The 12,614-nt window shown below is 73.0% G+C and carries 12 protein-coding genes; 3 read left to right on the plus strand and 9 right to left on the minus strand.

Annotated features, from left to right (window positions below; all coding sequences use genetic code 11):
• The first annotated feature begins 129 nt into the window (after window positions 1-129).
• Window positions 130-3,294 carry an autotransporter domain-containing protein gene (locus ACE101_RS14565; protein WP_379130617.1) on the plus strand — a complete coding sequence of 1,055 codons (3,165 nt, stop codon included), beginning with the start codon at window positions 130-132 and terminating at the stop codon, window positions 3,292-3,294.
• Here the strand turns inward: ACE101_RS14565 and ACE101_RS14570 are convergent.
• On the minus strand, window positions 3,278-3,529 hold the full coding sequence (locus tag ACE101_RS14570) for a DUF1127 domain-containing protein (protein ID WP_379130620.1): 252 nt from the start codon (window positions 3,527-3,529) through the stop codon (window positions 3,278-3,280). The two genes, ACE101_RS14565 and ACE101_RS14570, sit on opposite strands and share 17 nt — an antisense overlap.
• A gap of 97 nt (window positions 3,530-3,626) precedes the next feature.
• On the opposite strand from ACE101_RS14570, the gene ACE101_RS14575 reads away from it, so the two are divergent.
• The gene (locus ACE101_RS14575; RefSeq protein ID WP_379130622.1) at window positions 3,627-4,319 is read left to right on the plus strand and encodes an ArsR/SmtB family transcription factor; all 693 of its coding nucleotides are present in this window, start codon (window positions 3,627-3,629) and stop codon (window positions 4,317-4,319) included.
• 25 nt (window positions 4,320-4,344) lie between these two features.
• Here the strand turns inward: ACE101_RS14575 and ACE101_RS14580 are convergent, their stop codons facing one another.
• From ACE101_RS14580 to ACE101_RS14615, 8 genes are all read right to left on the minus strand, one after another.
• Complete coding sequence (locus ACE101_RS14580) at window positions 4,345-5,028, minus strand: 4-hydroxythreonine-4-phosphate dehydrogenase (RefSeq protein ID WP_379138686.1); 684 nt, start codon at window positions 5,026-5,028, stop codon at window positions 4,345-4,347.
• A 290-nt stretch (window positions 5,029-5,318) separates the two neighbouring features.
• On the minus strand, window positions 5,319-7,460 hold the full coding sequence (locus tag ACE101_RS14585; RefSeq protein ID WP_379138689.1) for a S9 family peptidase: 2,142 nt from the start codon (window positions 7,458-7,460) through the stop codon (window positions 5,319-5,321).
• Window positions 7,461-7,639: 179 nt separating this feature from the next.
• Window positions 7,640-8,068 (minus strand): SufE family protein, encoded by a 429-nt coding sequence (locus tag ACE101_RS14590; protein ID WP_379130625.1) that lies wholly within the window; start codon window positions 8,066-8,068, stop codon window positions 7,640-7,642.
• Window positions 8,069-8,149: 81 nt separating this feature from the next.
• Window positions 8,150-9,178 carry a PAS domain S-box protein gene (locus ACE101_RS14595; protein WP_379130628.1) on the minus strand — a complete coding sequence of 343 codons (1,029 nt, stop codon included), beginning with the start codon at window positions 9,176-9,178 and terminating at the stop codon, window positions 8,150-8,152.
• 83 nt (window positions 9,179-9,261) lie between these two features.
• Window positions 9,262-9,651, minus strand: a complete 390-nt coding sequence (locus ACE101_RS14600) for a DoxX family protein (protein ID WP_379130631.1) — start codon at window positions 9,649-9,651, stop codon at window positions 9,262-9,264.
• A gap of 134 nt (window positions 9,652-9,785) precedes the next feature.
• A complete protein-coding gene (locus ACE101_RS14605) occupies window positions 9,786-10,658 on the minus strand; it encodes a S1 family peptidase (protein WP_379130634.1) in 873 nt (290 codons plus the stop codon).
• 141 nt (window positions 10,659-10,799) lie between these two features.
• Window positions 10,800-11,579 carry a trypsin-like serine protease gene (locus tag ACE101_RS14610; RefSeq protein ID WP_379130636.1) on the minus strand — a complete coding sequence of 260 codons (780 nt, stop codon included), beginning with the start codon at window positions 11,577-11,579 and terminating at the stop codon, window positions 10,800-10,802.
• Between the two features lie 57 nt (window positions 11,580-11,636).
• The gene (locus ACE101_RS14615; RefSeq protein ID WP_379130639.1) at window positions 11,637-11,951 is read right to left on the minus strand and encodes a hypothetical protein; all 315 of its coding nucleotides are present in this window, start codon (window positions 11,949-11,951) and stop codon (window positions 11,637-11,639) included.
• 168 nt (window positions 11,952-12,119) lie between these two features.
• On the opposite strand from ACE101_RS14615, the gene ACE101_RS14620 reads away from it, so the two are divergent.
• A complete protein-coding gene (locus tag ACE101_RS14620) occupies window positions 12,120-12,512 on the plus strand; it encodes a PepSY domain-containing protein (RefSeq protein ID WP_379130641.1) in 393 nt (130 codons plus the stop codon).
• The last annotated feature ends 102 nt before the right edge of the window (window positions 12,513-12,614 follow it).

A 12,614-nucleotide genomic window follows, 5' to 3' on the forward strand; every position in this document is an offset into this window, starting at 1 on the left:
CCGATTCCTTTCTCGTTGCCGACGCTTCGTCACGCGACCGTTAAACGGCCAAGCTAGCCGATCCCCAGCGCGGACCATCCGCGGCAGGCGGCGCCGAGAGGCGCGCCGGAGACTTTGCTGGGAACGATCGTGAACAAGCTGCTGACCGCCCTTCTCCTGACCACGTCCGGTCTGGTGCCCGCCGGGGCCGCTCTGGCCCAGTCGTCCGGCACCGACACGACCAACAACGTCAACGTCCTATCGGGCTTCAGCCGGCTCTGGACGACGGGGAAGACCTGGGACACGGGCACGCCCACGACGCTCGGCGCGCCGATCCTGCAGCGCAACCTTCAGATCGTGGTCGACAAGGCGCGGGCGCGCACCCGTGATCAGGAGATCGCGGCCTATTACGACGACCGGCGCAACCAGAGCTACGGGGTCATCGACGGGCTCGGGCCGCTGACCGGCGCCTTCAAGACCGGCGCCGGCGCCACCACCACGATCCCGGTCTTCGATGCCACGACGTCGACCGTGAAGTACGACGATCAGGGCACCGGCATCGGCGTCTCGGGCTCCGCCCTCGGCAAGGTCGTGGACCTCGTGAACGGCCTGCGCAACGCCAACGCCTCGACCACGCCCGCGAAAAACTTCTACAACTATCCCCGGCCCTGGCGGCAGACGCTGAACGGCCAGAGCCTCGACTTCGTGGTGGTGCCCTCGCTGGTGCCGGCGAAGGGCACGAACCCGTCGAGCGACGGCGGCTTCCCGAGCGGCCACACCAACGCCGCCGTCCTGACCGCCCTCGCCCTGGCCCAGGCCGTGCCGCAGCGCTTCCAAGAGTTGCTGACTCGCGCGAGCGAACTCGGCGATAACCGCGTCGTCGCGGGCATGCACTCGCCCCTCGACGTGATGGGCGCCCGCGTGCTCGCCACCTTCACGGCGATCCGCTACTTCAACGATCCGGCGAGCGCCTCCCTGCGGGTCGATGCCCTGGCCCAGGCGCAGAGCTATCTGACCCAGAGCTGCGGCGGCCTGCTGTCGGTCTGCGCCCACGCGGCGGTCGACACCGCCACCGACCGCTTCTCCGACTACGCCCGCAACAAGGCGGACTACACGGCGCGGCTGACCTACGGCTTCGCGCCGGTCGGCCCGACGGATCTGGCGCCGGTGGTGCCAACCGGGGCCGAAGTGCTGCTGGAGACCCGCTTCCCCTATCTCAGCGCGGCGCAGCGCCGCGACGTGCTCGCCAGCACCGAACTGGCCTCGGGCGGCCTGCTCGACAACGGGCTCGGCTACGACCGGCTCAACCTGTTCGCGGCGGCCGACGGCTACGGCTCTCTCTCCGGCACCGTGACGGTGACGATGGAGGCCGCCAAGGGCGGATTCTCGGCCTTCGACACTTGGCGCAACGACATCGGCGGCAATGGCGGGCTGGTGAAGGCGGGCAGCGGTACCCTGGTGCTAACCGGCGCCAACACCTATGCGGGCGGCACAACTATCGCCGGCGGCACCCTGATCGGCCACGCCCTCGCCTTCGGCAGCGGCACCATCACCGACAACGCCGCCCTGATCATCGACCAGTCGATCGACGGGACGATGGCGAATGCCATCGCGGGGACCGGCACCCTGACCAAGATCAACCGGGGCAATCTCATCCTCACCGGCCAGAGCACGCTGACCGGCCCGACCGGCGTCGCGGCGGGCGGCCTCGTGGTGAACGGCTCGCTGGCCGGATCGGTGGTCACCGTGGCGTCGGGCGCGTTCCTCGGCGGCACCGGCACGGTCGGCGGCGTCATCGCCCAGAGCGGCGCCACCGTCGCCCCCGGCAACTCCATCGGCACCCTCACTGTCGCCGGCAACGTCAGCTTCGCGGCCGGCTCGACCGTCCAGGTCGAGGCCAACGCCGCCGGCCAGGCCGACCGCCTCGCCGCCTCCGGCTCCGCCACCCTCGCCGGCGGCACCGTCCAGGTGGTCGCCCAGAACGGCAGCTACCAGCCCCGCACCCTCTACCCGATCCTCACCGCCGCAGGCGGCGTCAGCGGGCGCTTCGACAGCGTCAGCTCCAACCTCGCCTTCCTCACCCCCACCCTGCGCTACCAGGCCGGCGAGGTCGACCTGACGCTGACCCGCAACGACATCCCCTTCGCCACCATCGCCCAGTCCCGCAACCAGGCCGCGGTCGCCACCGCCATCCAGGCCGCCGGCAGCGGCGCGATCTACGACCGCACCATCGGCCTGACCACCCCGGAGGCCGTCGCCGCCTTCCAGGCCACCACCGGCGACATCCACGCCAGCAGCGTCTCGGCCGCCTACGAGACCGCCTTCTTCGTGCGCGAGGCCATCCTCGACCGCCTGCGCTGGGGCGCCAGCGGCGGGCGCGACTACGGCAGCCTGCCGGCCACCTACACCGCCGACCTGCCCGGCCGCGCCAAGCCGGTGCCGGTGCGGGTGCTCGACCCGCAGGTCTTCGCTCTCTGGGGCCAGGGCTTCGGTGCCTTCGGCCGCACCCGCAGCGACGGCAACGCCGCCAGCCTCGACCGCGACACCGCGGGCTTCGTGCTCGGCGGCGACGTGCGGCTGGAGAACGGCATCACGCTCGGCGTGGCGGGCGGCTACACCACGACCAGCCTCGACACGGCGGGCCGGCTGCAGACCGGCACGATCGAGAGCGGGTTCGGCGGGGTCTATGGCGGCACCGCGGTCGGTCCGCTCTCGCTGCGGCTCGGGGCGGTCTACGCGGGCAACAGCCTGCGGCTGCGGCGCACGGTGAGTGCTCCGGGCGTGGCCGAGACCGAGAGCGCGCGCTACGGCGGCTCGACGCTGCAGGGCTTCGGCGAGATCGGCTACCGGATCGTGCTCGGCACGCCGAGCAAGGATCCGCTGGCGCTGCCGACGTATCTCGAGCCGTTCGTGGGCGGGGCGTATGTGGGGATCGACCGGGACCGCTTCGCGGAGACCGGCGGGGTGGCGGCGCTGTCGGGGGCCTCGCGGCTGGCGGAGACCCCGACCTTCACGGCGGGCGTGCGGGGTCAGACGAGCCTGGATCTCGGGTTCGGGGCGCCGGTGTCGCTGCACGGGCTGGTGGGCTACCGGCGGGCGTTCGGGGACGTGATCCCGACGGCGCTGGTGGCGTTCGGGACGGGTCCGAGCTTCGTGACGGCGGGCCTGCCGATCAGCCGGGACGCGCTGGTGGCGCAGGCCGGTCTGGACCTGCAGGTGTCGAGCAGCACGACCTTGGGCGTGTCCTACACGGGTCAGGTCGGCACGCGGGCCGAGGACCACGCCGTCAAGGGCAGCTTCACCTACAGGTTCTGAGACCGGGCGGGGCGGCGGCATCCGGCCACCGCCTCGCCTCGCGCCAGAACGCCCGGCCGCATTCCGCCCGCCACTCGTCCTCGCTGAGGCCGATATCCGCGAGGAGATGCGGCGGCAGATCACGCAGGTCGAGCCGCGTGCGATGGTTGCGCAGCCAGCGCGCGAGAAGCGCGGCGAGGCGACTCATCCGGCGGTGGGCCCGTGGAGTCGGGCGGGACAGGGCGAGGTCGGTCATGAGCCGACCCTGCCCGTCCCCGGCCCCCCGATGCTTCGGCGGCGGCCGAACCATCGGCGCACGGGCCGTGCTACCTCCGGGGCGGGAGGACGGCTCCATGGTGACGACGGCATCGGTCGCGGAAATCGGCGCGCTCATCGGCGATTCCGCCCGGGTCGCGATGATGCAGGCGCTCATGGACGGGCGCGCCCTCACGGCCGGGGAACTCGCCGCCGCGGCGGGCATCGCGCCGCAGACCGCGAGCGGCCACCTCGCGCAGCTCACCGCTGCGGGCCTGCTCGCGGTCGCGCGCCAGGGCCGCCACCGCTATCACCGCATCGCCGCGCCCGCGGTGGCGCGCCTGCTGGAAAGCCTGATGCAGGTCGCCGGCAGCGTGGCGCCGGTGCCCCGCACCGGGCCGCGGGACGAGCGGATGCGCCTCGCCCGCACCTGCTACGACCACATCGCCGGCCGGCTCGGCGTCGCCCTCGCCGATGCGCTCGGCGCGCAGGGCTGGATCGAGATCGGCGACGAGGCCGGCCTCGTCACGCCGGAGGGGCTGGCGCGGCTCGACGCCATCGGCCTCGACCTGTCGGCGCCGTCCCAGGGCCGACGCGCCGTGCCCCTCTGCCGGCCCTGCCTCGATTGGAGCGAGCGCCGGCCCCACCTCGCCGGCCGCCTCGGCGCCGCCCTCTGCACGCACGGCCTCGCCCAGGGCTGGATTCGCCGACATGCGGATTCCCGGGCGCTCGCCGTCACGCCGGAGGGGCGGCGCGCCTACCGAGAGGTATTCTGCGTCGAGTTGGCGTGATGGCGGCCGAGAGGGCGGGCTCGCTTCAACGCCCGGGCCTCGCGTGGCGGGCCGCGGCCTCGGCGAGCAGGGTCTTCACGGCGGCGAGCTGGGCCGGAAGCCCGGGTGCCGCGGCCGGAAACACGCCGTCGAGGGCGGCGGTGCCGATCGTGAACCCGGCCGCGCCCCCGGTCACGACGGCCGCGATCCGCTCGGCCCGGTCGATCGAGCCCGCGACCACCACGGGCTTGCTCACGCCCGCGCAGACCCGCGCGATCAGGCTCGGCACGTCGCCGGCAAAGCGGTAGGCCAGGAGATCGAGGCCGTGCACCCCGTCCATCGCGGCGAGACGTCCGGCACTCGCCACGATGTCCTCGGCGCTTCCGTCCAGGCGGCTCGGATGCCCGACGACCCGGCCCGGGAAGGGATAGTAGCGGATCGGCGTTCCCGCGATGACCGGTAGCACGAGCTGCGGGCGCGTGCCGCCCATCAGGACATCGATCCCAAGGGCCAGCGCCGCCCGCGCCGAGGCCGCCTCGCTCGCCGCATCGAGGCTCACCACCTCGAGGACGACGGTCGCGCCGCCTGCGCGGATCGCGGCCGCGAGGCCCCGGAGCGCCTCGAACGGCAGGCCGACATCCTTGAAGCCGATGTGGCGGATGCCGGCGGCGAGCACCTCGGCCACGCGGTCCGCCGCATCCGGAACCGTCCGGTCGTGGCGCGTGAGCATGAACACGAAGTCGGGCGCGGCGGCCCCCGGCTTCCCGCGGCCACCGCTTCCATGATTCACGGAGGTCCGAACGACGGGCGATCCCACGGCGGCGCTCACTCCGTGATCGATTCCGGGAGGCTTGACCGGACCACGATCGTGGTCCAGGGCCGCGCGCCCGTCAAATGCGGCGCAGCGGCCCTCGGGTCCGGCCGGCCGCGGCGATCCCTGACGGGAGGCGCCGCGGGCTCCGAAGCCGGGTCCAGGCGGACGCTTGCGGAGCGCCGTGAACGCCCGGGACGGGCGCCGCCTCAGCTCCCCTCGCCGGCCCGGCCCACCGCCGCAAGCGCGAAGGCGTAGATCAGCGCCACCTCCTCCAGCCGGTCGAAGCGGCCGGCCGCGCCGCCGTGGCCCGCCTCCATGTTGATGCGCAGGAGCACCGGACCGCCGCCCGTCATGGTGGTGCGCAGCCGCGCCACCCACTTGGCGGGCTCCCAGTAGGTCACGCGCGGATCGGTGAGGCCGCCGAGCGCCAGGATCGCCGGATAGGCGGTCGCCCGGAGATTGTCGTAGGGCGAGTAGGACAGAATGGTCTCGAAGGCCTGCCGGTCGGCGCCGGGATTGCCCCATTCGGGCCATTCCGGCGGGGTGAGCGGCAGGTCGCCGTCGAGCATCGTGTTGAGCACGTCGACGAAGGGCACATCCGCGACGATGCCGGCGAAGAGTTCCGGCGCGAGGTTGGCGACCGCCCCCATCAGCATGCCGCCCGCGCTGCCGCCATGCGCCACGATGCGGCCCGCGGCGGTGTAGCGCGCCGCGATCAGGGCCCGGGCGCAGGCGACGAAATCCGAGAAGGTGTTCGGCTTCTTCTCGCGCTTGCCGTCGAGATACCAGCGCCAGCCCTTCTCGGTGCCGCCGCGGACATGCGCGATGGCGTAGACGAAGCCGCGATCCACGAGCGAGAGCGGGTTGGTGCGGAAGCTCGCCGACATCAGCGAGCCGTAGGAGCCGTAGCCGTAGAGCAGCAGCGGCGCGCTGCCGTCGAGGGGGCAGTCGCGGCGGTGGAACAGCGAGATCGGCACGCTCTCCCCGTCCGGCGCCGTCGCGAACAGGCGGCGGGTGACGTAGGCCGCCGGATCGTGGCCGCTCGGCACCTCCTGGCGCTTGCGCAGGGTGCGGGTGCGGCTGACGCAATCGTAGTCGTAGGTCTCGGCCGGCGTGGTCAGCGACGAGTAGACGAAGCGGATTTCCCGGGTGTCGTAGGCGTGACCCGGCAGCAGGCCGAGGGAGTAGGCCTCCTCCGCGAAGGCGACCGCGTGCTCCTCGCCGCTCGACGCCTCGCGCACGATCAGGCGCGGCCGGGCATTCTCCAGTTCCAGGCGCACGAGGTGATCCGCCAGCACGTGCTGGAAGCGGATCATCACGCCCTGCCGGTAGGGGACGAGATCGCGCCAATTCGCGCGGGCGGGATCGTGGAGCGGGGCCACCGCGATCTTGAAGTCCTCCGCCCCGTCCGCGTTGGTGAGGATGAAGAGTTCGTCGCCCCGGTGCTCCACCGAGTAGATCAGCTTCTCCGTGCGCGGTTCCACCGTCCGGTAGGCGATGCCGGGTCGGGCCCGGTCGATGAGGTGGACCTCCGAGGATTCGTGGTCGTTCGCCGTGATGGTGAGGAAGGCCCCGGATCGCGTCCGGTCGATCCCCACGAAGAAGCCGGAATCCGCCTCCTCGTAGACGGTCTCGTCCTCGCTCTGCGGGGCGCCCAGGCGATGGAGCATCACCTTGGCCGGACGGTGGTTCTCGTCGACGGCGACGTACCAGAAGGCGCGGCCGTCCGCGCTCCAGACCGCGTCGCCGGTGGTGGCGATGATCGCGTCCTCCCGGTCGCGGCCGGTGGCGAGGTCGCGGACCCGGATCGTGTAGAGTTCGGAGCCCTTGGTGTCGGCGCTCCAGGCGAGCAGCGCGTGATCGTCCGAATGGACCGCGTCCGCGAGGTCGAAGAAGGCGTGGCCCTCGCCCTCGCGGTCGCCGTCGATCAGGATCTCCTCGCCCTCCCCGGCGAGCCGGTCCACCGGCAGGGAGGTAATGCCCGCCGCCGGGCGGCGGCAGACGAGCGGGTGCTGACCGCCCTCGCGGTGGCGCGTGTAGTAGGCGAAGGGTCCGTCCAGGTCGGGCACGCTGCCGTCATCCTCGCGGATGCGGGCGCGCATCTCGGCAACGAGGGTCTTGCGGAGCGCTGCGGTCCCGGCGAGGGCCGCCTCCGCATAGGCGTTCTCGGCCTCCAGATAGGCGCGGATATCGGCCGGCAGCGCCGAGGGGTCCTTGAGCACGTCGCGCCAGTTCTCGGCCTTCAGCCACGCATAGGGGTCGACGACCGTCCGGCCGTGCAGGGAGAAGCTGTGCGGGCGGGCCTCCGCCGTGGGCGCCGGGAGGGTCGGTCGAAGGGACGAGGTCATGCGGGCCACCGGATCGATCACGATCCCCGCCATGTGCCGCCCCAGCCCGCGCGGAGCAAGGCGTGCGACGGCGTGACCCTCGGCGGATTTGCGCCGGCAGGCCACCGCTTCGTCCGCTTGGGTTTTGATATGTCGCAGGTTGTCATCGCAGAACCGGTGGTCGCCGTCGTGGAACCTGCTCAAGCCGCCTGCGCCACCCGGGCGGCGTCGGAGCGGATCCGGTCCATCATCGCGCGCGCGCCGTTCGAGCGCTGGGCGGTGAGGTGCTCGGAGAGGCCGAGCTGCTGGAACAGGCCGAGCGCGTCGGCGCTCGCCGCCTCCTGCGCCGTCCGCCCGTCGAAGAAGGCGATGAGCACCGCGACCACGCCCTTGGTGATGTGCGCGTCGCTGTCCCCGCGGAAATGCAGGCGCGGCGCCCCCCCGGCCCGGTCGACCTGCGTCTCCAGCCAGACTTGGCTCACGCAGCCGCGCACCTTGTTGGCCTCGGTGCGGGCCTCGTCCGGCAGCGGGGGCAGCTTGCGGCCGAGTTCCATCAGGTAGTGGTGGCGGTCCTCCCATTCCTCAAGGAACGCGAAATTGTCCACGATCTCGGCGATGGGCGGCAGCATGGCTCGACGGGGCTTGCGGGATAGGGGCTCGCGGTGATGGCCGGCATATAGGCACGGCGGCGCCGCGGCGCCAGCCGCGCCTCAGCCGGCGGCGGGGAGCAGAAGCTCGAGGGGGGATTCCGGCGTCGCATCGCCGGTCGTCGTGATCTCGGCCTGCCCCGCATAGGCGGCGATCAGCCGGGGCCCGAGCTTCGGCGGCGAGGCGGCGGCGGTGGCGACCCCGATTCCGCCCCCGACGATGCGCACCCGCACCGGCTCGTCCGGCGCGCCGGCGGGGATGAGCACGGAGGTGAAGCAGCTCACCGTCTCGGGCGTGGCGTCGAGGCCCTCGGCGATCACCTCCGCGAGGATCATTCCCAGCGCGTTCGCGGTGCGGGGGGGCAGGAGGGCGGTGCGCTCGGCGGCGACGTCGACGACGATGCGCCCGGCGCGGCGCAGCTGCGAGAGCCCGCGCCCGAGCCGCTGGACGTAGTCCACCAGGTCGATGCTGGCGATGGCCGGCGCCTCGTGCAGGTGGTGCTGGACGAGGGCGATCGCCCGCACGCGCTGCCCCAGCGCGTCGAAGGAGGGCCGGCATTCCCGCGGCGCCGCCCGGCCGTAGAGGCCGATCAGGCTGACCATCACCTGCAGGTTGTTGCGGACGCGGTGATAGACTTCCGCCAGCAGCGCCTCCTTCTCGGCGGCGGCGTGGGCGGCATGCTCCTCGGCCCGGCGGCGGTCGGTGATGTCGAAGCAGGAGCCGCAATAGCCCTGGAAGCTCCCGCCCTCGAAGAGCGGGCTGCCCTGCCCCAGCACCCAGCGGAAATCGCCGTCGTGGCGGCGCAGGCGGTACTCCGCCGTGAAGCTGCCGCGGTCGGCATGGGCCGTCGTGAGGACCGTCTCGTGCGCCTCGCGGTCCTCGGGATGGATCCCCTCCTTCCAGCCCGCGCCGAGTTCGTCGGCGGCGGGCCGCCCGCGGAAGGCGAGCCAGGCCGGATTGACGTAGATGCAGCGCGCCTGCGGATCGGTGCGCCAGATCAGCAGCGGCGCTCCGTCGGCGAAGAGACGGAAGGCCGCGCTGACGCCGGAGGACGAACCTGCCTCTCCGGCCGAGGATGTGTCTGCGGCCATGTGCGCTGTGCCCGCCCTGACGAATCTCTCCCTGAGAGCGCGGTCAACGTGCTGACCGCGGGGCCGTTCCGGCTCCGCGACGCTTATCGCTGGTTGACCGCGAAACGGCCGGGACCGACCGCCGCGATGATCAGCAACGCACCGATGATCGAGACGTTCTTCAGCGCCTGGATCTGGTTCATGCGCACCGCGTCGCCGGTCATCGTCCAGAAATTGTGGAAGAAGACGATGGTCATGGCCGTGAAGGCGGCGAGCGCCACGGCGGCGGCGCGGGCATAGAGGCCGGCCGCGATGAGAAGGCCGAGGCCGAGTTCGGCCGCGATGGTCAGGTAGGCGAGGATCTGCGCGGCCGGCAGGCCCTTGGCCGCGATGGCGCCGGTGACGCCGCCGGGATTCATCAGCTTGCCGAAGCCGGACCAGAGGAAGAGCGCCACGACGAGGATGCGGGCGACGAGGAGGACGGCGTTGGTCATGGGACCTCCGAAGGGGATCACCCGATACGACCGGGATTTTCCCACCGTCAAGCTTGCCGCGTACCCGCGCGGGGCGATCGCGTCCGTGATGGCTTCGGCACTCCGCTCGCCGATCCCTGCCGCGGCGGAGCGGATCAGCGGCCGCCGGTCCAATCCGCCGGGTTGCCGCGCACCACGCGCGCCGGGGCGGGTTCGCCGGCTTGGTAGCGGGAGAGATCGTCGGCCCGGGCGGCGATCCAGTCGGTGTGGCCCGCGATCGGCGTCACGGCGGTGAAGCCGCCGCAGGCGGTGCGCACGCGCCCCTGCTGGGCGGCGCCGCTCGACCAGCTCACCACCCCGACGAGCTGGTAGCCGCCGGGACCGCCCTTCAGGATCGGGCCGCCGGAATCGCCGAGGCAGGCTCCCGCCCCCGCGGTCTCCGCGAGGCTGCGCCGGTCCGCCACCACGGTCACCGTATTGGCGACCTGAAGCTCGCCGAGGGAGACGAGACGCGCCTGACGCAGCACGCGGGCGGTGCTCCGCCGGTTCTCTGCCACGACGCCGTAGCCCGCGATCGCCACGCCGTCCCCGGCCGAGATCCCGCCGCCGCCCCGCGTGCTGAGGGGCTGGAAGTCGGGCCCGAGCCGCTCGCTGAGCTTGAGGATGGCGAGGTCGGTGCCGGGCTGATCCTCCGGCGTGGTGCCGGCGACGAAGTCCGGATGCATCGCCGCCGCGACCGCGCGCAGACGCCGCTGGCGGAAGTTGCGGTCGGTGACCACGACCCAGTAGCCGGCCTTGTGCATCACGCAATGCGCGGCGGTCAGGACGAGGTCCTGACCGATGAGCGAGCCGGAGCACATCTCGCCGGACGTGCTCTCGATGCGCACGACGGAGCTGCGCAGGCCGTTGGGATCACGGGAAATCTCCCCGAGAACGACGGCGCCCGCCCCGCCCGGCCATCCGGCGAAGGACAAACCGAGCGCCGCGACGGCGAGACAGGAGTTCAGGCGGGCAGATACGAAGCGCATGCGATGAACTGTGGGGCCTCCGGCCACGCTCGACAAGGGAAGTCTCGCATCGCCCGGCCGGTTCCGAAGCAATCGCGCCGCCGGGTCAACAGATGCGTGATCGGATCGACCGGCCCGTCGTTCCGGCGGTTGCCGGCCGGCTCATTCCCAGCGGACGGCCGCGCCCCACCCGGCGGCGATGCGGTCGATCCAGGCCCGCTGTGGCCCGACGAGCACGCCCTGGGAGATTCCGCCGCAGCCCTTCGCGCCGCTGGCCCAGCTGGTGACGGCGACGACCTGCGCGCCCTCGGCGATGGGCCCGCCCGAATCACCCTCGCAGGCCCCGGCCGCCCCGCCCGCCTCCTTGAGCCAGACCAGGATGCGGCTCTGGCCGTAGGGCTCGATGACCGGCAGCGACGCCGTCCGGAAGGTGCCGCTGCTGCGCGGATCCCCCGGCCGGGCGAGACCGTAGCCGCCGAGAGTGAGCACGGCTCCGGCGTGCGGCGCCGTCGCGGCGAGCGCCGCCGCCGTGAAGCGCTGCGGCAACGGCTCGGCGACGCGCAGCAGGGCGAGGTCGATCGAGCGGCGGCGGCCCGCCACCGCGCCCGCATCGTAGCCCGGATGCACGGCGCTCCCGGCGAGGGCCAGCAGGACGGGCTCCCCGGATTCGCCGCGAAAATGCACCCGGTGCTCCGCCGACCCGGCGGCGCAATGGCCGGCGGTGAGGATCAGCTGGGGGGCAAGGACGATGCCGCTGCACACGCCGCCGCGCGACGACAGCACCATGACCGATGCGCGGGCGAGCCCGTCCGCCGGGGCGTCGCGGCCGCCCATGACGGCCCGCGCCGGCTGCGGGCCGGCCGCCAGGAACAGGGCTGCCAGCGTCCCCGCAACGGCGCGCCGCACGGCCACCGGGCCTCTCACCGCACGGCTCGTTCCCATCACGCCCCATCCCCGCCCATCGTCAGGGCGACGGTCTCGATCCTGCGGGACCGGCGGTCAAGGCTGCGGGAGGGATGCCGTGGCGGCCACGGGCTCGGGGGCGAGGCAGCCGGTGCAGACGGAGGCGATCGCCCGCCGCGCCCGGGCGGTGATCCGCGCCTCGAACGCTTCCCGGGCGGCGATGGCGCGGCGCATCGCCTCGCCGTCATCCGCGCCGTCCGGCTCGACGGGAGGCGTACCGCGCGGGACGATGCGCAGCATCAGGGGCTGGTCGGCGTCCTGCGCCCGGGCGGCGGGCGCGGCGGCAGGGGCCGCGAGGACCGCCAGCAGGGCCGCTCCCCCCGTCCCGAGATGACGTCGCCCCGCTCCCATGCGCTCCCCCTGCCCGCTGTGCCGACCCTCGGCGCAAGCCGTTGACCAATCGCTAACCATGATCCGCGCGGCCGGCCCGGCCCCGCAGGAAAAGCCTTGCCGTGGCTCCTCCGTTCCCCGAACACCTCATTCAGGCCGCATTCAGTGCCCCCGCCCGATGGTCCGGGCATGCGTCACGCCGCCCTCATCCTATCTCTCGGAGCCGCCGGCCTCATCGGAGCGATGGGATGGTACGCGCTCGCCGAGGGCGCTCTTGCGCAGGATGCGGCGGAGACGGCGACGGTGGCGGCCCCCGCGCCGGCGCTGCGCCTGTCGCAGACGGCGCAGAGCTGTCTCTCCCCGGGCGACCTGCGCGAGGCGGTGGCCGAGAAGCGCGTGGTGGAGCCGGTCGCGGCCATCCGCGCGGCCCAGGCGGCGGTGCCGCGGGCAGATATCGTGCGGGCCAATCTCTGCCGCCGCAACGAGGCGCTGGTCTACATGCTCACGGCCCTGCGGCGGGACGGGCAGTTCGTCCACGTCGTGGTCGATGCCCGCTCGGGCCAAGTCGCCGGACAATGGTAAGGACCGGGCGATGCTGATCGCAGGACGAGGATGAGGCGGGACCGGGCGGTTCCGGTTGAAACGGGTTGGGCTCCAGCCTATTGATTTGTCCCGCATTTTCCG

Origin of the sequence: Methylobacterium carpenticola (genome assembly GCF_042748905.1) — a bacterium.
Taxonomy (GTDB): Bacteria; Pseudomonadota; Alphaproteobacteria; order Rhizobiales; family Beijerinckiaceae; genus Methylobacterium; species Methylobacterium carpenticola.

Coding starts and splice junctions, on each gene's coding strand:
- ACE101_RS14605 (WP_379130634.1), bottom strand. CDS start 10,658: ATGCGCTTCGTATCTGCCCGCCTGAACTCCTGTCTCGCCGTCGCGGCG.
- ACE101_RS14585 (WP_379138689.1), bottom strand. CDS start 7,460: ATGACCTCGTCCCTTCGACCGACCCTCCCGGCGCCCACGGCGGAGGCC.
- ACE101_RS14620 (WP_379130641.1), top strand. CDS start 12,120: ATGCGTCACGCCGCCCTCATCCTATCTCTCGGAGCCGCCGGCCTCATC.
- ACE101_RS14570 (WP_379130620.1), bottom strand. CDS start 3,529: ATGACCGACCTCGCCCTGTCCCGCCCGACTCCACGGGCCCACCGCCGG.
- ACE101_RS14610 (WP_379130636.1), bottom strand. CDS start 11,579: ATGGGAACGAGCCGTGCGGTGAGAGGCCCGGTGGCCGTGCGGCGCGCC.
- ACE101_RS14615 (WP_379130639.1), bottom strand. CDS start 11,951: ATGGGAGCGGGGCGACGTCATCTCGGGACGGGGGGAGCGGCCCTGCTG.
- ACE101_RS14590 (WP_379130625.1), bottom strand. CDS start 8,068: ATGCTGCCGCCCATCGCCGAGATCGTGGACAATTTCGCGTTCCTTGAG.
- ACE101_RS14575 (WP_379130622.1), top strand. CDS start 3,627: ATGGTGACGACGGCATCGGTCGCGGAAATCGGCGCGCTCATCGGCGAT.
- ACE101_RS14600 (WP_379130631.1), bottom strand. CDS start 9,651: ATGACCAACGCCGTCCTCCTCGTCGCCCGCATCCTCGTCGTGGCGCTC.
- ACE101_RS14595 (WP_379130628.1), bottom strand. CDS start 9,178: ATGGCCGCAGACACATCCTCGGCCGGAGAGGCAGGTTCGTCCTCCGGC.
- ACE101_RS14580 (WP_379138686.1), bottom strand. CDS start 5,028: ATGCTCACGCGCCACGACCGGACGGTTCCGGATGCGGCGGACCGCGTG.